Source organism: Achromobacter sp. AONIH1 (assembly GCF_002902905.1).
Classification (GTDB): domain Bacteria; phylum Pseudomonadota; class Gammaproteobacteria; order Burkholderiales; family Burkholderiaceae_B; genus Achromobacter.
Genome location: NZ_CP026124.1, coordinates 3,748,087 through 3,775,000, shown reverse-complemented (window position 1 = coordinate 3,775,000; position 26,914 = coordinate 3,748,087). Strand labels below are relative to the sequence as shown.

At 70.3% G+C, this 26,914-nt stretch carries 21 protein-coding genes and 2 pseudogenes; 11 read left to right on the top strand and 12 right to left on the bottom strand.

Going from position 1 to position 26,914, the window contains the following annotated elements:
* Window positions 1–306 precede the first annotated feature (306 nt).
* Window positions 307–1,686: an amidase gene (locus tag C2U31_RS17370; protein WP_103273900.1), complete on the bottom strand. Its 1,380-nt coding sequence runs from the start codon at window positions 1,684–1,686 to the stop codon at window positions 307–309.
* Entirely contained in the window at window positions 1,683–3,026 is a 1,344-nt protein-coding gene (locus C2U31_RS17365; protein ID WP_103273899.1) for an MFS transporter, read from the bottom strand. Before C2U31_RS17365 ends, C2U31_RS17370 begins: the two co-directional genes overlap by 4 nt.
* Window positions 3,027–3,201: 175 nt before the next feature.
* On the opposite strand from C2U31_RS17365, the gene C2U31_RS17360 reads away from it, so the two are divergent.
* Window positions 3,202–4,242, top strand: coding sequence for a LacI family DNA-binding transcriptional regulator (locus C2U31_RS17360; RefSeq protein WP_103273898.1), 1,041 nt, complete (start codon window positions 3,202–3,204; stop codon window positions 4,240–4,242).
* 15 nt (window positions 4,243–4,257) lie between these two features.
* Here C2U31_RS17360 and C2U31_RS17355 read toward each other — a convergent pair whose 3' ends face one another.
* Window positions 4,258–5,073: a class I SAM-dependent methyltransferase gene (locus C2U31_RS17355; RefSeq protein WP_103273897.1), complete on the bottom strand. Its 816-nt coding sequence runs from the start codon at window positions 5,071–5,073 to the stop codon at window positions 4,258–4,260.
* A gap of 15 nt (window positions 5,074–5,088) precedes the next feature.
* Between C2U31_RS17355 and C2U31_RS31255 the strand changes: the two are divergent.
* Together C2U31_RS31255 and hutG are read left to right on the top strand one after the other, a co-directional pair.
* A pseudogene (locus tag C2U31_RS31255) lies at window positions 5,089–5,748 on the top strand (DUF4180 domain-containing protein); the annotation flags it as partial.
* Window positions 5,749–5,784: 36 nt separating this feature from the next.
* On the top strand, window positions 5,785–6,642 hold the full coding sequence (gene hutG, locus C2U31_RS17350; RefSeq protein WP_103276426.1) for an N-formylglutamate deformylase: 858 nt from the start codon (window positions 5,785–5,787) through the stop codon (window positions 6,640–6,642).
* Between the two features lie 81 nt (window positions 6,643–6,723).
* Here the strand turns inward: hutG and C2U31_RS17345 are convergent, their stop codons facing one another.
* Window positions 6,724–8,580, bottom strand: coding sequence for a phosphoenolpyruvate carboxykinase (GTP) (locus C2U31_RS17345; RefSeq protein WP_103273896.1), 1,857 nt, complete (start codon window positions 8,578–8,580; stop codon window positions 6,724–6,726).
* 247 nt (window positions 8,581–8,827) lie between these two features.
* On the opposite strand from C2U31_RS17345, the gene C2U31_RS17340 reads away from it, so the two are divergent.
* The 4 genes from C2U31_RS17340 (at window position 8,828) to C2U31_RS17325 (ending at window position 13,046) form a co-directional block, all read left to right on the top strand.
* Window positions 8,828–10,222: an MATE family efflux transporter gene (locus tag C2U31_RS17340; protein ID WP_103273895.1), complete on the top strand. Its 1,395-nt coding sequence runs from the start codon at window positions 8,828–8,830 to the stop codon at window positions 10,220–10,222.
* Window positions 10,223–10,309: 87 nt separating this feature from the next.
* On the top strand, window positions 10,310–11,587 hold the full coding sequence (locus C2U31_RS17335; protein ID WP_103273894.1) for a Zn-dependent hydrolase: 1,278 nt from the start codon (window positions 10,310–10,312) through the stop codon (window positions 11,585–11,587).
* A 194-nt stretch (window positions 11,588–11,781) separates the two neighbouring features.
* A complete protein-coding gene (locus C2U31_RS17330) occupies window positions 11,782–12,120 on the top strand; it encodes a co-chaperone YbbN (protein WP_103276425.1) in 339 nt (112 codons plus the stop codon).
* A gap of 47 nt (window positions 12,121–12,167) precedes the next feature.
* The gene (locus tag C2U31_RS17325) at window positions 12,168–13,046 is read left to right on the top strand and encodes a DMT family transporter (protein WP_233772878.1); all 879 of its coding nucleotides are present in this window, start codon (window positions 12,168–12,170) and stop codon (window positions 13,044–13,046) included.
* A gap of 45 nt (window positions 13,047–13,091) precedes the next feature.
* Here C2U31_RS17325 and C2U31_RS17320 read toward each other — a convergent pair whose 3' ends face one another.
* Complete coding sequence (locus C2U31_RS17320) at window positions 13,092–13,985, bottom strand: DMT family transporter (protein ID WP_103273892.1); 894 nt, start codon at window positions 13,983–13,985, stop codon at window positions 13,092–13,094.
* Window positions 13,976–14,704 carry a GNAT family N-acetyltransferase gene (locus C2U31_RS17315; RefSeq protein WP_103273891.1) on the bottom strand — a complete coding sequence of 243 codons (729 nt, stop codon included), beginning with the start codon at window positions 14,702–14,704 and terminating at the stop codon, window positions 13,976–13,978. Before C2U31_RS17315 ends, C2U31_RS17320 begins: the two co-directional genes overlap by 10 nt.
* Window positions 14,705–14,827: 123 nt before the next feature.
* On the opposite strand from C2U31_RS17315, the gene C2U31_RS17310 reads away from it, so the two are divergent.
* Window positions 14,828–16,336 (top strand): PLP-dependent aminotransferase family protein, encoded by a 1,509-nt coding sequence (locus C2U31_RS17310; protein WP_103273890.1) that lies wholly within the window; start codon window positions 14,828–14,830, stop codon window positions 16,334–16,336.
* 209 nt (window positions 16,337–16,545) lie between these two features.
* Here the strand turns inward: C2U31_RS17310 and C2U31_RS31000 are convergent.
* From C2U31_RS31000 to gorA, 4 genes and pseudogenes are all read right to left on the bottom strand, one after another.
* Window positions 16,546–17,046, bottom strand: a pseudogene (locus tag C2U31_RS31000) (HAD family hydrolase); the annotation flags it as partial.
* Window positions 17,043–17,648 carry a histidine phosphatase family protein gene (locus C2U31_RS17300; RefSeq protein WP_103273888.1) on the bottom strand — a complete coding sequence of 202 codons (606 nt, stop codon included), beginning with the start codon at window positions 17,646–17,648 and terminating at the stop codon, window positions 17,043–17,045. The gene C2U31_RS17300 and the pseudogene C2U31_RS31000, both read right to left, overlap by 4 nt.
* 173 nt (window positions 17,649–17,821) lie before the next feature.
* Window positions 17,822–18,454, bottom strand: coding sequence for a LysE family translocator (locus C2U31_RS17295; protein ID WP_103273887.1), 633 nt, complete (start codon window positions 18,452–18,454; stop codon window positions 17,822–17,824).
* Window positions 18,455–18,600: 146 nt separating this feature from the next.
* Window positions 18,601–19,956 carry a glutathione-disulfide reductase gene (gene gorA, locus C2U31_RS17290; protein WP_103273886.1) on the bottom strand — a complete coding sequence of 452 codons (1,356 nt, stop codon included), beginning with the start codon at window positions 19,954–19,956 and terminating at the stop codon, window positions 18,601–18,603.
* Between the two features lie 270 nt (window positions 19,957–20,226).
* Between gorA and C2U31_RS17285 the strand changes: the two genes are divergently transcribed.
* Entirely contained in the window at window positions 20,227–22,509 is a 2,283-nt protein-coding gene (locus C2U31_RS17285; RefSeq protein WP_103273885.1) for a nitric-oxide reductase large subunit, read from the top strand.
* A 195-nt stretch (window positions 22,510–22,704) separates the two neighbouring features.
* Window positions 22,705–23,511 (top strand): SUMF1/EgtB/PvdO family nonheme iron enzyme, encoded by an 807-nt coding sequence (locus C2U31_RS17280; protein WP_103273884.1) that lies wholly within the window; start codon window positions 22,705–22,707, stop codon window positions 23,509–23,511.
* On the opposite strand, the gene C2U31_RS17275 is transcribed toward C2U31_RS17280, so the two are convergent.
* The gene (locus tag C2U31_RS17275; protein ID WP_103276424.1) at window positions 23,508–24,023 is read right to left on the bottom strand and encodes an O-acetyl-ADP-ribose deacetylase; all 516 of its coding nucleotides are present in this window, start codon (window positions 24,021–24,023) and stop codon (window positions 23,508–23,510) included. The genes C2U31_RS17280 and C2U31_RS17275 overlap by 4 nt on opposite strands.
* Window positions 24,024–24,827: 804 nt before the next feature.
* Window positions 24,828–25,619, bottom strand: a complete 792-nt coding sequence (locus tag C2U31_RS17270) for a Crp/Fnr family transcriptional regulator (protein WP_103273883.1) — start codon at window positions 25,617–25,619, stop codon at window positions 24,828–24,830.
* A 186-nt stretch (window positions 25,620–25,805) separates the two neighbouring features.
* Between C2U31_RS17270 and nirK the strand changes: the two genes are divergently transcribed.
* Window positions 25,806–26,888 (top strand): copper-containing nitrite reductase, encoded by a 1,083-nt coding sequence (gene nirK, locus C2U31_RS17265; RefSeq protein WP_103273882.1) that lies wholly within the window; start codon window positions 25,806–25,808, stop codon window positions 26,886–26,888.
* Window positions 26,889–26,914 lie beyond the last annotated feature (26 nt).

Sequence of the window (26,914 nt, the reverse complement as noted above, 5' to 3'; positions counted from 1 at the left end):
GGCGCCGGATGACAGCCGGCATCGTTGACGGGCCACAGGCTAGAGACGCAATGTTCTCCGGGTGTGACCGGTTGCTGTCTGGGGGCTGTCAAGCCGCTTGCGCGCCCGGGCCGTGCGTGAGTGGCGCGGCATGGAGAACCCTCCGCAAGGGCAAGGGAAAACGATGAGGAAAAAGAAAAGCGCCGCGAGAGCATCAAGGCTCTCGCGGCGCTGGAGCAGCGACGCTTCAGGAAGCTGTCAGCAGGCGGCGCGGCGTGATGCCGCCCTACTCTGCGCCGGCCTGCCGCAAGGCATGTCCGCCAGGATTCAAGCGCGCGCCGGCTTCCAATGCCGCGCCGCCAGCGCCAGCAGCGCCGCGTCCGCGCCGGCCGGCCCCACCAGTTGCAGGCCCACGGGCAGTCCGTCCACGAAGCCCGCGGGCAGGCTGATGGCCGGCAGGCCGAGCACGTTCCACGGATTGGTCAGGCCCAGCAGCGTTTCACGCACGCCGGCGCTGCCCGGACCATTGACGCTGCGCTGCTGCAAGACCGGCGCGGTGATCGCGACAGTGGGCAGCGCCAACGCGTCGACATGCTCGAAGATCCGCGCGAACGCGGTCTGCAGCCGCGCCCTTTCCTTCAGGCCGCGCACGTACTCCCAACCCTGCACCGGCCGCGAGGCGCGCAGCCGTTCCAGCACTTCGGGGTCGTACTTGCCGGGCTCGCGCTCGACGCGCTCGGCGTGCACCTCGTAGGCTTCGGAACGCTGGATCGCGCTCAACGCGGCCTGCAGCGCGCGCGCGTGCAAGGCGACCTCGCCACCATCCCGCAGCGCCGCGCCAGCCAGCCGCTCGGCCGCCGCGCGCGCGCAGGCGGTGACCGGCTCGTGATCGATGGCGAACGGCGCGTTGGCGAGCCAGGCGATGCGCGGCGCATCGCTCGCATCCCCGGCATCGGCGATGGCGCCTTCGCTCAGGATGCCGATGAACGCCCGCGCGTCCTCCACGCTCTGCGCCAGCACGCCCACGTCCTCGATCGAGGGCGACAGCGGAAACACGCCAGCATCGCTGACGCGACCATGCGAGGGCTTGAAGCCGACCAGGCCGCACAGCGCCGACGGCACGCGCACCGAGCCGCCGGTGTCCGTGCCCAGCGCCACCGGCACCATGCCCGCCGCCACCGCCGCCGCGCTGCCGGCGCTGGAGCCGCCGGTGATGCGCGCCGGATCCCAGGGATTGCGCGCGGCGCCCTGGACGCTGCGGTCGCCGGTGGGGCCGTAGGCGAATTCATGCGTCAGCGTCTTGCCGATCACGATGGCGCCGGCTTCGCGCAGCAGCGCCACGCAGCGCGCGTCAGCCGCCGGACGATGGCCCAGGAAATGCGCGGCGCCCATGGTGGTGGGCATGTCGGCGGTGTCGACGTTGTCCTTGATGGCCACGGGAATGCCGTGCAGCGGACCGCGCACTCGCCCCGCCGCGCGCTCGGCGTCGAGCGCGCGCGCCTGCGCCAGCGCGGCGGGAATATCCGTGTGCACGAAGGCGTTGAGCTGTGGGTTGAGCCGTTCGATGGCCGCGCCGGCGTGGCGCACCAGATCCTCGGCGCTGAATGCCCCCTCGGCCATGCCTCGCGCCAGTTCAGCGAAGCCGCGACCCGCGAAGAAGCCCGGTTCGACCGCCAGGCGCGGCGTGTTGCTCGCGGGCCGGCTCATCGCGCGGCTCCGGTTTGCGCGGCGCCGGCGGGCAGGCGCGGCGCGACGCCGGGGCGCACCTGCAGCATGGCGATCATGCCGATGGCGGTGGCGATGGACGCCGCCACGAACATCACCGAATAGCCATGCCGCGCGGCCAGGTAGCCGGTCAGCGTGGGCGCGAGGATGGAGGCGATGTTGGCGAAGAAGTGCATCAGGCCGCTGAAGGTGCCGACGCGGCTGGCCGGCGCGGTGTCGATGACCACGGCCCAGTACACGGAGTTGGGCAGCGCGTTCAGCGCATTGGCCAGCGTCATCAGCGCGATCACGGCGAACACCGACTGCGCCTGCGACACCAGCATGAAGCACAGCGCGGTGGCCAGCAGGCAGCCGGCGGCGAACCAGCTGCGCGCGATCTTCAGGCTGCCGGTGCGCTTGAGCAGCAGGTCGGAGATGCGGCCGCCCAGCAGCACGGTGACGCAGGCGCCGGTCCAGGGAATCATGCCCATGTACCAGAGCGAGGACAGGCTGTAGCCGAAGTTGTCCTGCAGGTACTTGGGGGTCCAGGTCAACAGCAGGAAGTTCACGTACATGAACGAGAAATAGCCCAGCGTGTTGAGCATCAGCGTCTTGCTGCGGAAGAAGCTCCACCACGGCAGCGCGGGGCCGTCCACGGCCTGGCCGGCGGCGGCCTGCTGGCGGGCCGACTGGATCTCGCGCAGCTCGGCGGGCGACACGCGCGGATTGGTTTCCGGGCGGTCGGTGAAGATGCGCATGAAGAACACCAGCACGATCAGGCCGGCGCCGCCCAGGATGTAGAACATGGCGCGCCAGCTGCCGGTCAGGCTCAGCAGCCCCACCGCCACCGGCGCGGTCAGCAGCGCGCCCAGCGGCGTGCTGAGCAGGCCGAAGCCGACCACGAAGCCGCGTTCGCGCGGCGTGGCCCAGTTGGCGATGGTCTTGTTGATGATGGAGTACGCCGGCCCTTCGGCCGCGCCGAACAGGATGCGGATGGTGGCGAAGCCGGCCAGCGCCGAGCCGCCCAGGAAGGCCAGGCCGAAGTCGCCGGCCCAGGCCGTGGCGATCTCGAATACCGACCAGGTCACGCCGGCCACGATCCAGACCTTGCGCGGGCCGTAGCGGTCAGCCAGCATGCCGCCGAACAGCGCGCCCACCATGTAGCCGTAGCCGAAATAGCCCAGCACCGAGCCCCAGTCGCCCCGGTCCAGCCCGTATTCGCCGGTGATGTGGGCGGCGGCATAGGACATGGCGCCACGGTCGATGTAATTGATCAGCGCCAGCAGCACCACCATTGTGAAGATCCGGTAGCGGAACCGGGAATTCTGCGTTTCAGTCGTCATTGCGATCGGTCCAGTCGATTTACCCAAACGTTTGGGTTGCGGAATGCTAGTGGTTTTGGGCGGGAAGCGACACCGGGAAAACCCTAGATGAATTTCAGCGGCAGAACGCCGGCAGGGACCACGCGGCGCCGGCGGCGCGCCTCATGGCGCGCGCCAGCGTGTATCCTCCAGCCCCATGAACAAATCCCGTCCCGTCACGCTGCAAAGCCTGGCGCGGCAGCTCGGCCTGAACGTGTCGACGGTGTCCCGGGTCCTGAACGGTTCCGAGGACGATGCGCGCGGCGCGGCCGCGCCCGGCACCGTCGAGCGCATCCGCGCGCTGGCGGCAGAGCTGCGCTACCAGGCCAATCCGCACGCCGCCAGCCTCAAGACCCGCCGCAGCCGCAGCATCGGCGTGCTGGTGCCGCGCCTGTCCGACATGGTGCTGGCCACGATCTACGAAGGCGTGGACGAGGCCGCCGCCGAACACGGCTACCTGACCTTCGTCTCCAACACCCAGGACCAGCCGGACAAGCAGCGCAAGCTGATCGACATGGCGCTGGCGCGGCGCGTGGATGGCCTGATCCTGGGCGATGCGCACAGCGGCCCGGACGCCAGCCCCAATCCGCTGCTGGCCGAACTGGCCGCGCGCGGCGTGCCCTTCGTGCTGGTCAGCCGCCATGCCGACGCGCATTGCGCGGTGACCTGCGACGACATCGAGGGCGGCCGCCTGGCTGCGCGCCATCTGCTGGACATGGGCCATCGCCGCATCGCGGTGATGACCGGCGAACCGTATGCCAGCACCGGCCGCGACCGCACGGCCGGCTTCCTGGAAATCTGCGCCGAGCGCGGCGTGGACGTACCCGCGCGCTGGCGCATTCCCAGTCCCTTCGATACCGATGCCGGCCGCGGCGTCGGCGCCGGCCTGCTGGCCGGCCCGGATCGCCCCACCGCCATCTTCGCGGTCAACGACTTCCTGGCGGTGGGCGTGATGGGCGCGGCGCGCGAGCGCGGACTGGAAGCCGGCCGCGATGTCGCCATCGTGGGCTATAACGACACGCCGCTGGCCGGCGCGCTGCCCATCGGCCTGAGCACCATCCATTCGCCGATGCACCAGATGGGCCGGCTGGGCCTGGAACTGCTATTGCAGAAACTGGCCGGCGGCGATCCGGGCAGCCTGCGCCTGGCGCCCTCGCTGGTGGTGCGCGGCAGCAGCGACCGGCCCGTGCCGGGCTGATCGCCGCGCGCGCGCTCAGACGGGCTTGACGGCCCGGGTGGCCAGGAAGGTCGGCAGGTAGCCGTCGATCACGAAACGCGGCCGGGGCTGGCGCGCTTCGTGAAAGCCCGCCAGCAGGAAACCGGCATCGAGCTGGCCGCCGATCTGGTCCTGCAGCGTGTGGCCGAACACCAGCGCCTCGCCGCGCGCGCGCTTGGCCTCCAGCGTCGCGGAATCCAGATGCCGCGTGTCCGCGTAGGGCAGCGCGTGCGCCGGCCGGATCAGGCCCTGCTCCGCGTATCGCGGATCGCGGTCGCCCACGAACACCACCGGGTTGTAGAAGCTGGACAGCAGCCGGCCGCCCGGCCGCAGCACGCGGAAGCACTCGCGCCACACGGGCCGCACGCCCGGCACGTACAGGTTGGAGATGGGGTGGAACACCACGTCGAAGGTCTGATCGTCGAAGGCCGACAGGTCGCGCATATCGCCTTGCACGGCGCTCAGCGCCAGCCCTTCGCGGCGCGCCACGGCGCGGTCCTGGTCCAGCTGCCCTTCGGACAGGTCGAACACCGTGACCTCGGCGCCGGCCGCGGCCAGCACCGGGGCCTGCTGGCCGCCGGCGCAAGCCAGGCACAGGATGCGCAGGCCACGGACCGCGTCCAGCCAGCCGCGCGGCAGCGGCTCCGGCGTCAGGCGCGCGGCGGACAGATCACCGCCGCGAGCAGCCGCGATGATCTCGGGGGGCACGGGCCGCGACCATTCGCAGTCCTGCGCGGCCTGCTGGTCCCAGGCTGCCTGATTGTGGGCCAGCAGATCCAGGCTGTCGTCCTGAGGGTTGGAGGATGCCGTCATGAAGAGAACTCCTTGATGCGCATCGCGCGCGCGCCACGGGCCCGGCCGGCGAACGCGCGTGGCTCCGCCCTGCCTGTGGCTTGCGACAAACTTAGGATGCGTGAAACGGGTGCCCGGCGGGCGCGGACGCGCGGTCGCCGGAGGGACGCGCCATTCCGGCAAGGCCGCGATGGCTTGCCGGAAGTGGCGGAAGGTGCAGGTCAGGCCTGGATGATCATTTTGATGCGCTCCTTTGAGCAGCGGGTATTCTATTCCACCTTGCACGCAGGCAAGAACCGCCAGGCAGCCGGCCGCAACGCCGCAGCCGCGCCCTTGCCGGCAAGACGCTCCGGCGCCATCGCCGACCCACACGATCAGGATCCGAACCTCATGGACACCCCGCAGCACACTTTCCTCGACGTTGCCGGCCAGCGCCTCATGCGCCTGGCGGACAACGGCCCCCTGCTCGCCGGCGAGCAGGACGTCACCGACCTTCTGGGCCTGACCTGGGGCGAGGACGTGGACTGGATCGTGCTGCCCGTCCGCCGCCTGCCGGCGGACTTCTTCCGGCTGGAAACGCGCATCGCCGGAAACATGCTGCAGAAGCTCACCAACTACCGGATGAAGTGCGCCATCGTCGGCGACATCTCTGCGCCGCTGGCCGCCAGCGGCGCGCTGCGCGACTTCGTGCGCGAGTCCAACCAGGGCCGCGCCGTCTGGTTCGCCGACGACATGGACGCGCTGAGCCAGCGACTCGCGCAGGCCGACGCATCCGCCACCGCCGCCACGAGCGACATCTATGATTTCCAGCGCGGCAACGCGCCGCTGCTGATCTCCATCCCCCACCTGGGCAGCCAGCTGCCCGAAGCGCAGCGCGCGCGCATGACCGAGGCCGGCCTGCGCTCGGGCGACACCGACTGGCACCTGGACACGCTGTACGGCTGGGCCAGGGCGCTGGGCGCGTCGGTGCTGGGCGCGCGCTATTCGCGCTACGTGGTGGACCTGAACCGTCCGTCCGACGACGCCAGCCTGTATCCCGGCCAGACCAAGACCGGCCTGTGCCCGACGCATACATTCCGGGGCGAACCGATATACCAGGACGGCGCCGAGCCCGACGAGGCCGAGCGCGCGCGGCGGCTGGACGCGTACTGGCGGCCGTACCACGACAAGCTGCGCCTGGAGATCGAACGCATCCGCGCCGAGCATGGCGCCGTGCTGCTGTGGGAAGCGCACTCCATCGCCAGCGTGCTGCCGCGCCTGTTCGAGGGCAAGCTGCCCGACCTGAACATCGGCACGGCCGACGGCGCCAGCTGCGCGCCCGACGTGCTGGACGCGATCCGCCAGCGCCTGGAGGGCGCGGCGCCGTACACCTGGGCCGTCAACGGCCGCTTCAAGGGCGGCCACATCACGCGCCACTATGGCAGGCCCGGGGACGAGGTGCACGCGGTGCAGCTGGAGATGTGCCAGTCGACCTACATGGACGAGACCTATCCCTACGCCTACCGGCCGGAATTGGCGGCGCGGGTGACGCCCGTGGTGGAAGGCATGGTCGGCGCGGCGCTGGAACGGATCAGCGCTCGCGGACGTTGAAGACAAACGTCCGCGACCCGGCGCAAGCCGGGCCTCGGACGCATCACGGGCAAACAGTGAAGAAGACGCCGGCCGCCGGCGTCAGGCCGCCAGCCGCCCCTCGATCTTGACCTTGGTGGCCGGCAGGTCTTCGGGCAGGCGCTGCGCCAGCTGGCCGAATAGCTCGCCGTGCAGGGCCAGCTCGGCGCGCCAAGCGCCCTCGTCCACCGACATAATCTGCTCGAACTTGTCCGGCGTGAACTCCAGCCCGGTCCAGTCGATGTCCTGGTAGCTGGGCGACACGCCGAACACCTGGTCCACGCCCTGGGCCTGGCCGTCGATGCGGCCCAGCATCCAGCGCAGCACGCGCATGTTCTCGCCAAAGCCCGGCCAGACGAACTTGCCGTCCGGTCCCTTGCGGAACCAGTTCACGCAATAGATGCGCGGCAGCGTGGCCCCCGCCGCTTCCAGGCGCTTGCCCAGTTGCAGCCAGTGGTTGAAGTAGTCGCTCATGTTGTAGCCGCAGAACGGCAGCATGGCGAAGGGATCGCGCCGCACCACGCCCTGCTGGCCCACGGCGGCGGCGGTGGTTTCCGAGCCCATGGTGGCGGCCATGTACACGCCCTCGACCCAGTTGCGGGCCTCGGTCACCAGCGGCACGGTGGTGGACCGGCGGCCGCCGAAGATGAAGGCGTCGATCACCACGCCTTCGGGGTTTTCCCATTCGGGATCGATCGACGGGCATTGCGCGGCCGGCGCCGTGAAGCGCGCGTTCGGATGCGCGGCCTTGCGGCCGGTCTGCTGCGCGATGGCGGGCGTCCAGTCCTGGCCCTGCCAGTCGATCAGATGCTCGGGCGGCGTCTGCGTCATGCCTTCCCACCAGACGTCTCCGTCATCGGTCAGCGCCACATTGGTGAAGATGACGTTGGCCTTGAGCGTGGCCATGGCGTTGTAGTTGGTCAGCTCGCTGGTGCCCGGCGCCACGCCAAAGTAGCCGGCCTCGGGGTTGATGGCGTGCAAGCGGCCGTCGGCGCCCGGCTTGATCCAGGCGATGTCGTCGCCGATGGTGCTGACCTTCCAGCCATCCATGCCCTGCGGCGGAATCAGCATGGCGAAGTTGGTCTTGCCGCAGGCCGACGGGAAGGCCGCCGCGACGTGGTACTTGCGGCCCTTGGGCGAGGTCACGCCCAGGATCAGCATGTGCTCGGCCAGCCAGCCCTGGTCGCGGCCCATGGTGGACGCGATGCGCAGCGCGAAGCATTTCTTGCCCAGCAGCGCGTTGCCGCCGTAGCCCGAGCCGAAGCTCCAGATCTCGCGCGTCTTGGGGTAGTGGACGATGTACTTGGTGGGATTGCAGGGCCAGGCCACGTCGGCCTCGCCGTCCGCCAGCGGCTTGCCCACCGAATGGACGCAGGGCACGAAGTCGCCGTCGGCGCCCAGCACGTCATAAACCTGCTTGCCCATGCGCGTCATGATGCGCATGTTGACGACCACATAGGGGCTGTCGGACAGTTCGACGCCAATGTGCGCGATGTCCGAGCCCAGCGGGCCCATCGAGAACGGCACCACGTACAGCGTGCGGCCGCGCATGGCGCCGTCGAACAGGCCGTCGAGCGTGGCGCGCATCTCGGCGGGATCGGCCCAGTTGTTGGTGGGGCCGGCGTCCTCGGCGCGGTCGGAACAGATGAAGGTGCGGTCCTCGACGCGGGCCACGTCGGACGGGTCGGAACAGGCCCGGAACGAATTAGGCCGTTTGGCGGGGTTCAGGCGGCGCATGGTGCCGGACTGCACCATCTGCTCGCAGAGACGGTCGTATTCCTGTTGCGAGCCATCGCACCAGACCACCCGGTCGGGCTTGGCCAGCGCGACGACGCGGGCGACCCAGTCGATCAGTCCGCGGTGCTTCACATAGGCGGGCACGTTCAAGGCCGCCAGGCCCCCTTCCAAAGGCGTATTCATCGGGGTCTACTCCCTACTTGTATTGGTGATGCTGCCAAGTGATACGGCCCCGTTCGGATAGGGGCCGTATGCGTTTGCGCCATCATACTTGCAGCGCCGGGCAGCCCGTCAACCCGCCCACATGGAGGAGTTTGTCACCGATTGAGACGCCTCAAACACCAAGTCTGCGCGGCGCCCCGGGCAATGCGGCGGCGCCGCAAATCCGGGCTGCGATTAAGATTCGGGGTCGCAATCAGGAAGAACCCGTATGGCCCCGCCCCAGCCCGCGCCGAACCGCCGCGCGTGGAAACCTGAAATCGTCGCCACGCTGATGCTCGCCCTGCCGCTGGTGCTGAGCAACCTGGCCCAGATCGCCATGACCGTCACCGACGTGATGTTCATCGGCCGCCTGGGCTCGCAGCAGCTGGCCGCCAGCGCGCTGGGCGCCAATCTGTATTCGGCCATCGCCTTCTTCGCGTTGGGCCTGGTCAGCGCCACCGCGCCCATGGCCGCGCGCGCGGAAGGCGCGCGGCGCAACGCCGTGCGCGACGTGCGGCTGACGGTGCGCCAGGGGTTGTGGACGGCCGTGCTGATTTCGCTGCCCGGCTGCCTGGCGCTGTGGCACGGCGAACAGATCCTGCTGCTGCTGCGCCAGCCGCCCGAGCTGGCGGCTCTGGCCGGCGAATACCTGCGCGCCCTGCTCTGGGCCATGCCGCCGTTCCTGGGATTCCTGGTGCTGCGCTCGTTCCTGGCGGCGCTGCAAAAACCGCGCTGGGCCTTCATCGTGGCGGTGGCCGGCATCGCGTTCAACGTGCTCGGCAACTGGGTGCTGGTGTTCGGCAACCTGGGCGCGCCCGCCCTGGGCCTGGTCGGCGCGGGCGTGGCCAGCGCGCTGGCCAGCCTGTGCCTGTTCCTGGGCCTGGCGCTGGTGGTGCTGCGCGACCGGCGCTTCCGCCGCTACCGGCTGTTCGGCAACCTGCTGCAACCGGACTGGCAACGGCTGGCCGCGTTCTGGAAGCTGGGTCTGCCCATCGGCGTGGCCACCGCTTTCGAGGTCACCATCTTCAACGCCGCCGCCTTCCTGATCGGCTGGCTGGGCGAGGCGGAGCTGGCCGCGCACGCCATCGCCATCCAGATCGCCAGCGTGACCTTCATGATTCCCTACGGCGTGGCGCAAGCCGCGACGGTGCGCGTCAGCCACGCACAGGGCGCCGGCGATGCGTCCGGCGTGGCGCGCGCGGGCTGGAGCGCGTTCGGGCTGGGCATCGGCTCCATGGCCATCGCCGCGCTGCTGATGGTCACGGTGCCCTATCTGCTGGTGTCGGCGTTCATGGACGTGCGCGACCCGGCCAACGCCCGCGTGCTGGGCTTCGCGGTCGGCTACCTGGCCGTGGCCGCGATCTTCCAGATCGTCGACGGCGCGCAGGTGCTGGGCGCGGGCATGCTGCGCGGCCTGCACGACACGCGCGTGCCCATGGTCTACGCCGCGATCGGCTACTGGGGCGTGGGCCTGCCCAGCGGCGCCTGGCTGGCCTTCGAGGCCGGCTGGCGCGGCGTGGGCATCTGGAGCGGGCTGGCGATCGGTCTGACCGTGGTGGCGGTGCTGATGGTGCAGCGCTGGACGCGGCGCGAGCGCCTGGGGCTGGTGACGCGCGCGGCCTGAGGTCCGCGCATCGGCCCATGCGCGACAGCGCGCGCGGCCGCCGCGGACCTGCGTGCCATAATCGGCCGAGCGTCATCTGGAAGCCTCATGCCCGTCACCCCCGCCCCCGCCTTTCCGCCGCTGAACGCCGAGCGTCTGTGGTCCCGCGTCGAAACCCTGTCCCGCTACACCCTGCCCGGCCAGCCCTGGACGCGGCGCGCCTTCTCGCCGCTGTTCGATGAGGCGCGCGCCTGGCTGCGCCAGGAGTTCCAGGCCGCCGGCCTTGCCACGCGGCTGGATGCCGGCGGCAACCTGGTCGGCGCGCGCGCCGGCAGCGACCCCGCGCGCAAGCCCATCGTCACCGGCTCGCACTGCGACACCGTGCTGAGCGGCGGCCGCTACGACGGCATCATCGGCGTGCTGGCGGGCATCGAGGTCGCGCACACGCTGCACGAGCACGGCGTCGCGCTCAAGCATCCCTTCGAGGTCATCGACTTCCTGTCCGAGGAGCCGAGCGACTACGGCATTTCCTGCGTCGGCAGCCGCGCGCTCAGCGGCAAGCTCGACGCCGCCATGCTGGCCGCCCGCAATCCCGAAGGCGAAACCCTGGCGCAGGCCATTGCGCGCATCGGCGGCGACCCGGCCGCGCTGACGGCGCCGCTGCGCCCGGCCGGCGGCACCGCCGCCTTCGTCGAACTGCACATCGAACAGGGCCCGGTGCTGGAAGCGCGCGGCCTGCCCATCGGCGTGGTCACCAACATCGTCGGCATCCGCCGCGTGCAGATCACGGTCGAAGGCCAGCCCGACCACGCCGGCACCACCCCCATGGACATCCGCCGCGACGCGCTGGTCGGCGCGGCCCGCATCATCGACGGCGCGCACCGCCAGGCCAGCGCGGCCAGCGGCAGGCCCCATTACGTGGTCGCCACGGTGGGTCGGCTGTCCCTGACGCCGAACGCCGCCAACGCCGTGCCCGGCCGCGTCGAGCTGACGCTGGAGATGCGCAGCGACAGCGACGCGGTGCTGGACGCGTTCCCCGAGACCCTGATGGCCGGCGTGGCCGAGGATCTCAAGGCGCTGCGCCTGAACGCGAGCTTCAGCGAACTCAGCCGCGCCCGGCCCACCGACTGCGCGCCGCTGGTGATGGACGCGGTGCAGGCCGCCGCCGGCCGGCTCGGCTACGACACGATGCGCCTGCCCAGCGGCGCGGGCCACGACGCCATGTACATGGCGCCCACCGGCCCGGCGGGCATGATCTTCATCCCCTGCCTGAACGGCCGCAGCCATTGTCCGGACGAGTGGATCGAGCCGTCGCAACTGCTGGACGGCACGCGCGTGCTGTATGAAACGGTGCTGGAGCTGGACCGGGTGCTGTCCTCGCGCTGAACACGCTGGCGCTCAGGCGCGCCGGACCGTCGGAACGCCGGAGTGCAATGGAGCGCCACGCGCGGCGCCAATGCTGCGGCCGCGACGCGCGCGGGCCTGAGCCCCCGGCCGCGTCCGGGTTATGCGCAAGGCCGCGCCGCCGCGCTGCCATAATGTGCGGCATCGCGCCCTCGCCGCGCCTGCCTCTTGCGACCATGGACCAGATCGAACTGAACGACGGCAACGCCGACCGCTATCTGCTGGACACGCCCGGCCTGTCCCTGCTGGTGTTCCACAGCCGCACCTGTGGCACCTGCCGCATCGCGCGCCAGGAACTTCCCTGGCTGGAACTGCCGCCGGTGCAGCGCGTGTGCTGGATCGACGCCGGCGAGAACGGCGGCCTGGTCGAGCGCTATGAAGTCTTCCACCTGCCGTCCATGTTCCTGGTGCGTGACGGCGCTTTCTACGGTCCGGTGCAGGCCAGCCTGGCCGAATGGGACCTGCGCCAGCAGATCAGCCTGGCCCTGGACAGCTATCCGGCGGAACTGCCGTGACCGCCCCCGCCCCGCGCCGTCCGCTGGACGCGCTGGCCACGGGATCCATGCTGCTGCTGTGCCTGTGCTGGGGCTTCCAGCAGATCGCCATCAAGCTGGTGGCGGCCGATGTGGCGCCCATCATGCAGATCGGCCTGCGCTCGGCCTTCGCGGCGCTGGTGCTGGGCGTCGTGATGTGGCGACAGGCGGGATGGCGCACGCTGACCGATGGCGCCGCGCCGGCGGGGCTGATGGCTGGCCTGCTGTTCGGCGTGGAGTTCCTGCTGGTGGCGCAGGGCCTGGTGTACTCCACGGCCTCCCACATCTCGGTCTTTCTCTACACCGCGCCGGTGTTCGCCGCGCTGGGCCTGCACTGGCTGCTGCCGGAAGAGCGGCTGACGCCGCTGCAATGGCTCGGAGTGGCCATCGCGTTCGCCGGCATCGCCGTGGCCTTCCTTGGCAAGGGCGACCCGCAGGCCGCCAGCAACATGCTGCTCGGCGACGCGATGGGACTGACGGCGGGGCTGCTGTGGGGCGCGACCACCGTGCTGATCCGCAAGACCCGGTTGTCGGAAGCGCCCGCGTCCCTGACCCTGTTCTATCAGATGGTGGTGGCCGCCGTGCTGCTGCTGGCCTATGCGATCGCCACCGGCCAGGCCGGTTTCCGCTACAGCGCCGCCGCGGTGCTGAGCGTGTCGTTCCAGGCCGTGGCCGTGGCGCTGACCAGCTACCTGGCCTGGTTCTGGCTGCTGCGCCGCTATCTGGCCTCGCGCCTGTCCATTCTGTCGTTCATGACGCCGCTGTTCGGCGTGTCGTTCGGCGTGCTGTTCCTGGATGAGCCGCTGGACGCCGCCTTCGTGCTGGGCGCGCTGCTGGTGCTGGGCGGCATCCTGCTGGTCAGCGGCTCGGCGCTGCTGCGCGAGAAACTGCGCGGCCGGGCGCGCTGACGCCGGCCCGCGCGGACGGCATCAGCGCCCGCGCGCCCGGCCGGCTCAGGCGCGGCGCGCCGCCGCGCCGACCGATCCCAGCACCGTCAGCGCCGCGCCCGCCAGCACCAGCGCGAAACCCCACCAGTCCTGGGCGGCCGGCCGGTCGCCCACCAGCGCCATCGCGCCCAGCACGCCCACCACCGGCACCGCCAGCGTGGTCAGCGAAGCCGTGGTCGCGCTGATGCGCTCGCTCAGCACGAACCACAGCCAGTACGCCGCCGCCGTGCCCAGCACGATATGAAAAGTCAGCGCCCCCGCGACCCGGACGCTCCAGCCTTGCAGCGGAAATGACTCGCCCGCCAGCAGCATGCCGGCCAGCGCGCACAGCGCCCCAATCGACAATTGCCAGGCCGTGACCACGACGCGGTCGCCCGGCGCGGGCCAGCGCTTCAGGCAGACCGTGCCGGCGGCCCAGCCGAAGGCGGCGGTCAAGGGGAACACCAGTCCGCGCAGCGCGGACGGATCCGCGCCGGACGCCGCCGCCCGCAACGCCGGCCAGGCCAGCACCGCCACGCCCAGCCCACCCAGGAGCAGCGCCAGCGCGCGGCGGCCATCCAGCCGCTCGCCCAGCACGAAGCGGGCCAGCAACGCCGACATCATCGGCATGGTGAAAGTCAGCACCGCCGCGCGGGCGGTGCTGGTGCTGAGCTGGGCCCAGGCCACGGCCAGGTTGAAGACCGCGATCGACAACAGGCCGCCGGCCACGATGCCGGGCCAGGCGGCGCGCGCGGGCAGGATGTCGGCGCGCCGCAGCCGCGCCAGCAGGAACAGCAGCAGCGCGCCGCTGCCCAGGCCCAGCAGCCGCAGCGTGAACGGCGGCAGCAGCGACAGGCTTATCTTCACCGCCGGCCAGTTCAACCCCCAGAACAGGGCCAGCGCAACAGGGATCAGGCGCAAGCGGCGCGCTCCCGCGCGATCAGCTCGGCCAGGCCGACGCGCTGCCCTCCCTCAGCGTCGAAGTTATCCGGGCTCAGCCAGCGCTCGTAGGCTGCGCGCAGCGCCGGCCATTCGCTGTCGATGATGGAGAACCAGGCCGTGTCGCGGCTGCGGCCCTTGTAGACCACGGCCTGGCGGAACACGCCCTCGAACTCGAAGCCCAGCCGCGCGGCGGCGCTGCGCGACGGCGCGTTCAGGCTGTCGCACTTCCATTCATAGCGCCTGTAGCCCAACTCGTCGAACACGCGCCGCATCAAGAGGAACTGCGCCTCGGTGGCGATGCGCGTGCGCTTGAGCAGCGGCGAGAAGCTGACGAAGCCCACCTCGATCACGCCATTGGCCGGATCGATGCGCATCAGCGACAGCGTGCCCACGGCCCTGCCGCTGGCCAGGTCGATGACGGCGTGGTGCAAGGGGTCCTGCCCCGCCTCGGCGCCCTCGGCGAAGGCGCGGTACTCGGCCTCGCTGGCAAAGGGGCCGACCGACATGTAGGTCCAGTCGCGGCCGTCCGGCGCCTGGCTGAAGGCCTGGTACAGCTCGGCGGCGTGGCGCGCCGCCGACAGCGGCTCCAGCCGGCAGTAGCAGCCCTCGGCCGGCGCCAGCGGCGGGCGCGGACGCGCCGTCCAGCCGGCCACGTCGGGGCCGATGGGTTGTTGGAAAGCATTGACTCGGGCTTGCATCGCGTGGCGCCTCTTCCGGTTTGGCCCGCGCCGCCGTCGGTGGCGGACGCGTTCGGCATATGCGCAAGATAAAGGAATCGTGGCATCATAAAAAGCGCCACGATCATTGAATTCGATAGAGCCATGAATCTACCCCACGCCCTGCTTTCCAGCCCGCTGGCGCGCGGCCATGGCGCCGCGCCGCGCCAGCGCCAGCTGATCCAGCGGCTCAAGCAGGCCATCCTGGCGGGCCAGCTGCCGGCCGGCGGCAAGCTGCCGTCCTCGCGCACGCTGGCCGACGAGCTGGATATCTCGCGCAACACGGTGCTGATCGCCTACGAGCAGCTCACGGCCGAAGGCTATGTGGTGGCCGACCGCCAGGGCACGCGCGTGGCGCCCCTGTCGGCCGCCGCGACCAGCGCCGCCCGCCAGGCCGAACCGCCGCAACCGGCGCCCTTCACCGCCGCGCGGCTGGGCCGCATCGCCTCCACCCGCGTGCCCAACAACGGCGCCCTGCCGCTGACGCCGGGCACGCCGGCGCTGAACCAGTTCCCCGTCAACGCCTGGCGCCGCGCGCAGGACCGTGCGCTGCAGGCCACGCCGTCCGCCACGCTGGGCTACGGCCATCCGATGGGCGAGCCGGCGCTGCGCGCCGCCATCGCCCAATACCTGCGCGTCTCGCGCGGGGTGCGCTGCGATGCCTCGCATGTGGTCATCACCGAGGGCGCCCAGGGCGCGCTGGCGCTGTGCGTGCAGCTGCTGACCAATCCCGGCGACACCGCCTGGCTGGAGGAACCCGGCTACCGAGGCGCCAAGTCCGCCTTCCATGCCGGCGACCTGGACGTGGTGCCGATGCGCGTGGACGCCGACGGCCTGGCCATCCCCGAGGATGCCTGGCGCAAGCCGCCGCGCCTGATCCAGGCCACGCCCACGCACCAGTATCCGACCGGCGCGGTGCTGTCGGTGGCGCGCCGGCTGGACCTGCTGGAACGGGCGCGCCGCGTCGGCGCCTGGATCATCGAGGACGACTACGACAGCGAATTCCGCCACCTGGGCGAGCCCATCGCCGCCATGCAGGGGCTGCTGCCGGACGCCCCGGTGCTGTACGTGGGCACCTTCAGCAAGACCATGTTCCCGGCCCTGCGGCTGGGCTTCCTGGTGCTGCCGCCGGCGCTGGCGGCCAGCGCCACGCCGTCCATCATCGAAATGCTGCGCGGCGGCCACCGGCTGGAGCAGCTGACCATGGCGGCCTTCATCGAGAACGGCCAGTTCTCGCGCCACCTGGGACGCATGCGGCGCCTGTACCGCGAACGGCAGGCGGCGCTGCGCGACGCGCTCGCGGCGCACATGGACGTGGAACATGACGTGCTGGGCGGCCACAGCGGCCTGCACCTGACGGTGCGCCTGCCGCCCTGCTTTCCGGATACGCGGATCGCGGAACAGGCGCGCGCCGCGGGCATGAGCCCCAACGCGCTGTCGTCCTTCGCCGTCTCGCCGCTGCCCGAGGACAACGGACTGGTGATCGGTTACGGCAACACCGGCGCCGAGCGCTTTCCGGCGCTGGTCAAGCGCCTGGCCAGGCTGGCGCGGGAAACACGGCTGAAGCAGGACGCGCCGCGCCAGCGGCCGGGCGGCAAGGACGCCAGGGCGTAGCGAGGCGCCAAGATGGCGAAAGAGCGGGCGCGCGCCGTTATGCGCGGAAAGCGCGCCAGCACGGCGTCCAGCGTCAGACCGGCCAGGCTGTCGACATGCGCCAGCGCGCCGCCGCGCTCATGACCCTGAGCCAGTTCGCGCAGATCCGGCCCGACCGCCAGAACATGGCAGCCCGCCGCCAGCGCAGAAGCCACGCCGGCGGGCGAATCCTCGATGGCCAGCGCCGCGTCGGCGGCGATATCCAGCCGCTCCAGCGCCAGCCGGTAGGGCTGCGGATCTGGCTTGGGCCGCTCCACGTCTTCGCGCGTGACCCAGGACTGGAACGGCGCATACGCCAGCTGCTCCAGCGCCGTGCGCACGATGGCCGCGTAGGACGATGTCACCAGGGCCGACCGCAAGCCGCGCTGATGCTGCTCGCGCAACAGGCCGCGCACGCCGGGCATCCACGGCACATGCCGCGACAGCGCATCGCGCACGGCGTCGCCCAGGCCGCGCCGCAACTCATCGACCGAGAACCGGACGCCAGTCACCTCGGCCATCACATGGGCCGCCAGCTCCAGGTTGCCGCCCAACAGCCGCCTGCTGGCCGCATCGTTCCAGGGCAGCTTGCGGGCATTGAGGAAGGTGTACTCGCTGCGCCGCCACAACTCGCCGGAATCGACCAGCGTGCCGTCGAAGTCCCACAGCAGCGCGTAGCCGACGGCGCTCATGTGTTCCAGCTCAGCATGACGGGACGCTCGCGTTCCCAACCCAGATGCGCGATGCCCAGCGTGCCCAGCCGGAACAGGGCCGCCTGCGCCGGCTCCAGTCCCAGCCAGCGCGCGGCCACCAACCGGATCAGATGGGCGTGCGCCACGGCCAGCACCCGGCGGTCCGCCGACTGGCGCACGTCGCGGATGAAGCTGTCGACCCGGTGGGTCATGGCGGCCAGCGTCTCGCCATTGGGCACGGGATCGGTCCAGACATGCCAGTGCGGCGCGTCGGCGCGGATCTCGGCGGTGGTCTTGCCTTCGTAGTCGCCGTAGTCGCGCTCGACCAGCCGCAGGTCCAGCGTCACCTCGCCCAGGGCCAGCAGCTCGGCCGTGCTGCGGGCGCGCTGCAAGGGGCTGGACACGATGCGGTCGTAGTTGCCCTGTGCCAGCCGGGGTCCCAACGCGCGGGCGGATGCCTGGCCGTCGGCGGTCAGGGCCAGGTCGGTCAGACCGGCATAGCGGCCAAGGCGGCTCCATTCGGTTTCACCGTGACGCAGCAGCACCAGCTCAACCTGGCGCGGACCGGGTGATGTTGAATTAGGGCCTGAGGGATGCCTCATGGGGAATGCCGCCTCGATCTGACGTGGTCGCAGGCGCGGGACGCGCCTGCAATGGGACGATCGTAGCAACGGCCGCCCACGTCCGGGTCGACATTTTTTGCGAATCATTGGTGAGATTTCATCACCACTGACACACGCACCGCGAGCGCGCCGGGCGCGCGCCGCGACATGGATCAGCGCCGCGACTCCAGCGCCATCCGCACGGCCAGGCCGGCCAGCACGGTGCCCATCAGCCAGCGCTGCGCCACCATCCACAGCGGCCGGCCGGCGAGAAAGCCGGCGATGGAGCCCGCCATCAGCGCGATCAGCGCGTTCACCGACAGGCTGACCGCGACCTGGGTCATGCCCAACGCCAGCGACTGCGTCAGCACGCTGCCGTGATCGGGCTGGATGAACTGCGGCAGCAGCGACACGTACATGACGGCGATCTTGGGGTTGAGCAGATTGGTCACCAGCCCCATGGTGAACAACGTGCGCGGCGAGCTGCGCGGCAGCTCGCGCACCTGGAACGGCGAACGGCCGCCAGGCCTGACGGCCTGCCAGGCCATGTAGAGCAGATACAGCGCGCCGGCGTAGCGCAGCGCGTCGTAGGCATAAGGCACCGCCATCAGCAACGCCGTGATGCCGAAGGCCGCGCAGCCCACGTAAAAGATGAAGCCCACGGCCACGCCCGCCAGGGAGATCAACCCGGCCTTGGGGCCCTGGGAGATCGAGCGCGACACCAGATAGATCATGTTGGGGCCGGGCGTGAGCACCATGCCCAGCGCCACCAGGGCGAAGGTCAGGAGGTTGGAGGAATCGGGCATGGCGGATGGCGGCGGGCGCGTGAGATCAGGAAGCGCCGACGATATCGGAAATCTGTATCGGAACAGGCGTTTTTTCTGGCGTGCCCGGGCTCGCCTGGCGGCCAGCCCGTCGGCCTTGTCACCCGCCGTTGGCTGGCCCGATTCCGCTACGCCACCGCCGTGCGCATCGTCACGAATTCCTCGGCAGCGGTCGGATGGATGCCGATGGTGTCGTCGAACACCTGCTTGGTCGCCCCGGCCTTGAGCGCCACGGCCATGCCCTGCACGATCTCGCCGGCATCGGGCCCGACCATGTGCACGCCCAGCACGCGATCCGTCTTCGCGTCCACCACCAGCTTCATCAGCGTCTTTTCCTGCGACTCGGTCAACGTCAGCTTCATCGGCCGGAAGCGGCTTTCATACAGCTTGACCTCGTGGCCGGCCTCGCGCGCCTGCTCGGTGGTCAGGCCGACCGTGCCGATGTTGGGCAGGCTGAACACCGCCGTCGGGATCAGCGCATAGTCGACCTTGCGGTACTCGGCGGGACGGAACAGGCGGCGCGCCACGGCCATGCCCTCGGCCAGCGCCACCGGCGTGAGCGGCACGCGGCCGATCACGTCGCCGATGGCCAGGATGGACGGCTCGGCCGTGCGGAATTCGTCGTCCACTTCGATGAAGCCGTTCTTGCCGATCTTGACCGCCGTGTTCTCCAGGCCCAGCTTGTCCAGCATGGCGCGCCGGCCGGTGGCGAAGAACACGCAGTCGGTCTCGACCACCGAGCCGTCTTCCAGCGTGGCGGCCAGCGTGCCGTCGGCGCGCTTGTCGATGCGGGCGACATTGGCGTTGAAGCGCAGGTCGATGCCCTTCTTGGTCAGCTCGTCGCGCAGGTGCTCGCGCACGCCCTGGTCGAAGCCGCGCAGGAACATGGGGCCGCGATAGATCTGCGTGGTCCGCGCGCCCATGCCGTTGAAGATGGAGGCGAATTCCACGGCGATGTAGCCGCCGCCCACCACCAGCACGCGGCGCGGCAGCGCTTCCAGGAAAAAAGCCTCGTTGGACGTAATGGCGTGTTCCTTGCCGGGGATGTCCGGCACCTGCGGCCAGCCGCCGGTCGCCACCAGGATGTGCTCGGCCGTGTGCGTCTGGCCGTTGATCTCGACGGTGTGCGGATCCGTGATGCGCGCATGGCCCTCCAGCAACGTCACGCCGCTGTTGACCAGCAGGTTGCGATAGATGCCGTTCAGGCGCTCGATCTCGCGGTTCTTGTTGGCGATCAGCGCGGGCCAGTCGAAGGACGGCTCGCCCGTGGTCCAGCCAAAGCCGCTGGCCTGCTCGAAGTCTTCGCTGTAGTGGGCGCCGTAGACCAGCAGCTTCTTGGGCACGCAGCCCACGTTGACGCAGGTGCCGCCCAGGTAGCGGCTTTCCGCCACCGCCACGCGCGCGCCGAAGCCGGCCGCGAAACGGGCCGCGCGCACGCCGCCGGAACCGGCGCCAATCACAAACAGGTCGAAATCGAATGCCATGGTGTCCTCTGCGCGGCCCCCGCGAGGGCCGCTGTCACTGTCAGGGAAAAGCCGTATTTTGCACCAGTCGCCATCCTGCACCTCCGAAACGGCGCGAACATCCTCCTGGTGGTGAAAAACACCGTTCCAGGGTAATCCGAACCTATGTCGACCAGGGTACGAATCACCCTTTCCTCCACAAGCCCCTGATTTTCCGCGTCTTTTTTCTGGCACGGAATTCGCGTCTGTCCCTGCACCCATCAACTGCAACATCTGGAGGGTGTACCCGAAATGGGCCCATACCGAAAACTATGGTTCACGCTGATCGCCGTGCTGGCGGTCACTTTCTCGCTGCTCGGCTTCTACGGCGGCGAAGTCTACCGACAGGCGCCGCCCATCCCGCAGGCCGTGGTCGCGGCCGACGGGCAACGCCTGTTCGGCCGCGACGACATCCTGGACGGGCAGACCGCCTGGCAGTCGGTGGGCGGCATGCAGCTGGGCTCGGTCTGGGGCCACGGCGCCTACCAGGCGCCGGACTGGACGGCCGACTGGCTGCACCGCGAGCTGGGCGCCTGGCTGGACCTGGCGGCGCGCGAGGCGCACGGCCAGCCCTACGCCGAACTGCCCGCGCCGGCCCAGGCGGCGCTGCGCGAAACCCTCAAGGCCGAGTACCGTGGCAACCGCGTCAACGCGGACGAGGTGCTGACGGTCAGCGCGCGCCGCGCGCGGGCCATCGCCCAGACCGCCGCTTACTATGACCAGCTGTTTTCCGATGCGCCGGCGCTGCACACCAGCCGCGAGCATTTCGCGATGAAGGAGAACACCCTGCCCGACGCCGGCCGGCGCGAGCAGCTCACGCGCTTCTTCTTCTGGACCGCCTGGGCCGCCGCCACCGAGCGCGAGGGCGCCAAGGTCACCTACACCAACAACTGGCCGCACGAGCCGCTGATCGGCAACGTGCCCAGCAGCGAGAACGTGATGTGGTCCATCATCAGCGTGGTGGTGCTACTGGCCGGCATCGGCCTGCTCATCTGGGCCTGGGCCTTCCTGCGCGGCAAGGAGGAAGACGAGCCCGAGGCGCCCAGGCAGGATCCGCTGAGCACCTTCGCGCTGACCCCGTCGCAGCGCGCACTGGGCAAGTACCTGTTCCTGGTGGTGGCGCTGTTCGGCCTGCAGGTGCTGCTGGGCGCCTTCACCGCGCACTACACGGTGGAGGGCCAGAAGTTCTACGGCCTGGACCTGTCGCAGTGGTTCCCGTATTCGCTGGTGCGCACCTGGCACATCCAGAGCGCGCTGTTCTGGATCGCCACGGGCTTCCTGGCCGCCGGCCTGTTCCTGGCGCCGCTGATCAACGGCGGGCGCGATCCCAAGTTCCAGAAGATCGGGGTGGACATCCTGTTCTGGGCGCTGGTGGTCGTGGTGGTCGGCTCGTTCACCGGCAACTATCTGGCGATCGCGCAGATCATGCCGCCCGAGCTGAATTTCTGGCTGGGCCACCAGGGCTATGAATACGTGGACCTGGGCCGGCTGTGGCAGATCGGCAAGTTCACCGGCATCTGCTTCTGGCTGGTGCTGATGCTGCGCGGCATCGTGCCCGCGCTGCGCCAGCCCGGCGGCGACAAGAACCTGCTGGCGCTCCTGACCGCCTCGGTCGGCGCCATCGGCCTGTTCTACGGCGCCGGCTTCTTCTACGGCGAACGCACCCACCTGACCGTGATGGAGTACTGGCGCTGGTGGATCGTGCACCTGTGGGTGGAGGGCTTCTTCGAGGTCTTCGCCACCACCGCGCTGGCCTTCATCTTCTCGACGCTGGGACTGGTGTCGCGGCGCATGGCCACCACGGCCAGCCTGGCCTCGGCCTCGCTGTTCATGCTGGGCGGCATCCCCGGCACCTTCCACCACCTGTACTTCGCCGGCACCACCACGCCGGTCATGGCCATCGGCGCCAGCTTCTCGGCGCTGGAAGTGGTGCCGCTGATCGTGCTGGGCCACGAGGCCTGGGAGAACTGGCGCCTGAAGACCCGCGCGCCCTGGATGGCCGACCTGAAGTGGCCGCTGATGTGCTTCGTGGCGGTGGCCTTCTGGAACATGCTGGGCGCGGGCGTGTTCGGCTTCATGATCAACCCGCCGATCTCGCTGTACTACATCCAGGGCCTGAACACCACGCCGGTCCACGCGCACGCGGCCCTGTTCGGCGTGTACGGTTTCCTGGCGCTGGGCTTCACGCTGCTGGTGCTGCGCTACATCCGACCGCAATACGCGCTGAATCCCGGCCTGATGAAGCTGGGCTTCTGGGGCCTGAACATCGGCCTGGCGCTGATGATCTTCACCAGCCTGCTGCCGGCCGGACTGATCCAGTTCCACGCCAGCGTCAGCGAAGGCATGTGGTACGCGCGCAGCGAAGCCTTCATGCAGCAGGACATCCTGAAAGCCCTGCGCTGGGGCCGCACCTTCGGCGACGTGGTGTTCCTGCTGGGCGCGCTGGCGCTGGTGGCGCAGGTGATCCTGGGCTTGGCCAGCGGCAAGCCGGCCGCGCCCAAGCCCGGCCTGCAAACCCGTCCGGCTCGCGGCTGACGCCGGAACCGTCGGCGACACGCAAGCCGCCGGCCCCGCCGAGGACATGGTGCCCGGCGGGGCCTTTGCGTTTCCGGCGCGGGCGCTGCCCTGCGCGCGCCAACTTGCGCCAGCGCAAAGAGGCCGGTCCCGGCCCCGGGTCCAATATCCGCATGCGCCGGAGCCTGCCGGCTCCGGGCGTCGAGGAGCTTACGCATGCATGCCCGCCCGCTGGTCCTGGCCTTGCTGTTGTCGCTGTCCGCCTGCGGCGGCGACCGGTCCCGCGCCCCCCTGCCCCCGATGAGCCGGCTGCCGCCGGGCGAGGTCTCGTACACGCCGCCCGGCGAGGCGCTGCGCAAGGGCTATCCGGTGACGCCCGCGCCGCTGACGGCGCGCTTTCCGAACGGCCTTGCCATCATGACGCGCCAGGTCAGCCAGGCCGAGTACGCGGCCTGCGTGCGCGCCGGCGGCTGCAGGACGCCCGACCCCGCGCAGCGCGGCGCCACGGCGCCGGACATGCCGGCCGCCGGGATCAGCTGGAGCGACGCCTCCGCCTATGCCGCCTGGCTCTCGGCCGCCACCGGCCGCCAGCTGCGGTTGCCGACCTATGCGGAATGGGTCTACGCGGCCGGCCCGGCGTTCATCGATGATGCGCTCGCCCCGTCAGCCGACGACGGCGATCCGGCGCAGCGCTGGCTGGCCGAATACGACCAGCAGGCGCGGCGCGCGCAGGCGGGTGAGTCCGTCGAGCTGCGCCCCTTCGGCGGCCACGGCGCCAATCCGGCCGGATTGCAGGACATGGCCGGCAGCGTGTGGGACTGGACCAGCGACTGCCACACGCGCCGCGTGCTGGACGCGGCGCCCGGCGAGGCCGGACAGGAGGCGGGCAACTGCGGCATCCGCGTGGCCGCCGGCCGGCATATCGCCTATCTGCCGGACTTCATCCGCGACCCCAAGAGCGGAGCCTGTTCGGTGGGCCTGCCGCCCGCCAACCTGGGCCTGCGGCTGGTGCTGGCGGACTAGGGCTGGCGCATGCCGGACAGCAACTGCCGGTACAACCTCGCATCCTCGTCGTCGTAGCAACAGAACACCACGCGGCGCAGCGACGATCCCTCGCTTTCCTGCATGGCCTGCCGGACCGCGGCCACCGCGATGGCCGCGGCCTCTTTCCTGGGGTAGCCATATACGCCCGTGCTGATGGCGGGAAACGCGATCGAGCCCAGGCCCTTTTTCACGGCCAGGCGTATGGACTCGCGGTAGCAGGAAGCCAGCTTCGCCGCCTCGTTGTTCCCGCCGCCCTGCCACACCGGCCCCACCGTATGGATCACGTGACGAGCCGGCAGCCGGTGGCCGGCGGTGATCTTGGCACAGCCGACCTCGCAGCCGCCCAGCTTGGCGCACTCGGCCAGCAAACCCGGCCCCGCCGCCTGGTGTATCGCGCCGTCCACGCCGCCCCCGCCCAGCAACGAAGGCTTGGCGGCATTGACGATCGCATCGACGTTCATCCTGGTGATGTCGCCGGTGACATGCTCCATCACCGGCGCGGGCAGGCCCGGACGGGAAGCGGCGTCCAGCGGGCCGCCGGACGGCGGCATGACGGACCCGCCATCCTGCGGCGACGCGGATCGCGCGCCGCTGACCGGCCTGCCGCCAGCGGCCGCGCCAGCCGGAATCGGCCGCGACACCTGATCGTTCAACAAGCCCAGCCAACTCTGTTGCTGCCGAGGCAGCGGCTCCCTGAGCACGCGCGCGATTCCCGCGGCCACGGCGCTGCGGTCCCAGGACTGGAACTCCGAAATCAACCGGACCATGGCTGCTTCCTTCATCGCCGGCGTTGCGCCCGTGCGTTCCAGCCTGGCCCAGGCGTTGCGCAGCTGCCGGCGATAGTCCTCGCCCCGCTTGTCCTTCAGCGCGCAGCCGGTCAGGCATCCCAGCAGGTTCGCCATGTGGCGGTCGACAGCGCAGCGCTGCCCCTGGTCGCGCAACGCCACCCGACGCGCGGGGCTCATCGACAGCCGGCACGTCAACGCCGTCAACGCCGCCCTGACGGAACACAGGAACTTGCGCATGCCGCTCAACCTGGGGCCCGCAGCGGTCGCATCGGGTGGGGCGTACTGCACATTGCCGAACTTGCCGAGCGGCGCGGCTCGCGGGCTCAGGACGCGCTCGGCCTTCCACTTCTGCTTTTGCAGCGCTGAGTCATATAGGGAAATCATGCCGTCTCCACGGGGTGGTTTTCATCCACGCCATGAGTAACCGGCCGGCCGGCGCGGGTTCCTGGCCCGCGCGCCCTCACTCCCCGCCGCCGCCCGGTCCCGCGACGCGGAAGCAACGGCGAATCAGCCCGGCAGCGCGTGCGCCCCGACCCTCTGCGCACCGTCCGCCGGCGGTCCATCGATACAGGACAGGCAGCCCGCGCAGTCGCGCAGCCCGGCCGGCGCCGCCGACGACAGCCGCGCCAGCGCCGCCGGCGAGCGCAGCACCACGCGCTTGCGGCCGCAGTCGACGATGCCGCGCTGCTTCCAGTCGTTGAGCAGCCGGCTGACCGTGTGCAGCGTGGTGCCGGTCAGCTCGGCGATGTCCTGCCGCGTGATCGGAAAGCCGATGCCGATGCCGTCGGCCACCGGCTGGCCCGACTGCTCGAACAGGCGCAGCATGGCGCGCGCCACGCGCTGCTCGACTTCGTCGGTCGACAGTTCCTGGATGCGCAGATGCGCGTCCTGCAGCCGCCGGCCCATGGTCTGCAGCGCGGCGGCGTTGAGCCGGGGATGGCTGGCGGCGAATTCATCCCAGGCCGCCGCCGGCCAGGCCAGGCAGACGCTTTCCTGCACCGCCACCACCGACGCCGGATAACAGGCCTGGCGCATGGCCCGCGCCAGCCCGAACAGATCGCCCGGATTGACGTAGCGCACCAGCACCTGTTCGCCGTCCGGCGTGACCTGCGTCACCTTCAGGCAGCCGTGCAGCAGCACGAAGAAGTGCGCGGCCGGCTCGCCCTGATGGAACGCCGCCGCCCCCGCGTCCAGCCGGCAAGGCTGGGCGCCGAGCAAGGCGGCCTGCAATTCCGCATCGGACAAGGGCCGGAACAGGTCCAGGTTGCGCAGGAGGGCATGGCACAAGGGCGTGGGCATCGCGGTCCGTCCGGGTCGAGGTGGGCACGATTCCATGGTGGCATCGCCCCCCTGCGCTGGCAATGCGCGCCCGGGCGCGTCCTGCCCCGCAGTTTGCGCTACAGCAAAGAAGGGGCGGCCCGCGTGGCCTTCAATGAAAGCGCCGGCTCGAACGGCTGTTGAGGAAACCGAAAACAGGAGTTGCACATGAAAGTCTTCCGCCCCACTTTGCTTGCCGCGGCCCTGATCGTCACGCTGCCCGCCAGCCTGGCGCATGCCCAGAACGCCGACCAGCTGCCCCGCGCCAAGGTCGCCCTGGTCGCCCCGCCGCAAGTCCACCCGCATGAGCAGGTGGCCAAAGGCGGCCCCAAGGTGGTCGAGTTCACCATGACCATCGAGGAAAAGAAGATGGTGATCGACGACAAGGGCACCACGCTGCAGGCCATGACCTTTGACGGCTCCATGCCCGGCCCCACGCTGGTGGTGCACGAGGGCGACTATGTGGAACTGACCCTGGTCAACCCCGCCACCAACGCCATGCCGCACAACGTCGACTTCCACGCCGCCACCGGCGCGCTGGGCGGCGCCAAGCTGACCAACGTCAACCCCGGCGAGCAGGCCACGCTGCGCTTCAAGGCCGATCGCAGCGGCACCTTCGTCTACCACTGCGCGCCCGAGGGCATGGTGCCCTGGCACGTCGTGTCCGGCATGAGCGGCACGCTGATGGTGCTGCCGCGCGACGGCCTGAAGGATCCCGACGGCAAGCCGCTGCGCTACGACCGCGTCTACACCATCGGCGAGTTCGACCTCTACATCCCCAAGGACGAAAAGGGCAAATACAAGGACTACAAGACCCTGGCCGAAAGCTATGGCGACACGGTGGAAGTCATGCGCAAGCTGACGCCGTCCCACATCGTCTTCAACGGCAAGGTCGGCGCGCTGACCGGCGCCAACGCGCTCACGGCCAAGGTCGGCGAAACCGTGCTGCTGATCCATTCGCAGGCCAACCGCGACACGCGCCCGCATCTGATCGGCGGCCACGGCGACTGGGTCTGGGAAACCGGCAAGTTCGGCAACCCGCCGCAAAAGAACCTGGAAACCTGGTTCATCCGCGGCGGCTCGGCGGGCGCGGCGCTCTATACCTTCAAGCAGCCGGGCGTGTACGCCTACCTGAACCACAACCTGATCGAGGCCTTCGAGCTGGGCGCGGCCGGGCACATCAAGGTCGAGGGCAAGTGGAACGATGATCTGATGAAGCAGATCAAGGCGCCCGGCCCGATCCCGCGCTGAGCCGCGCCCGCCCCGCAACCGCCCTT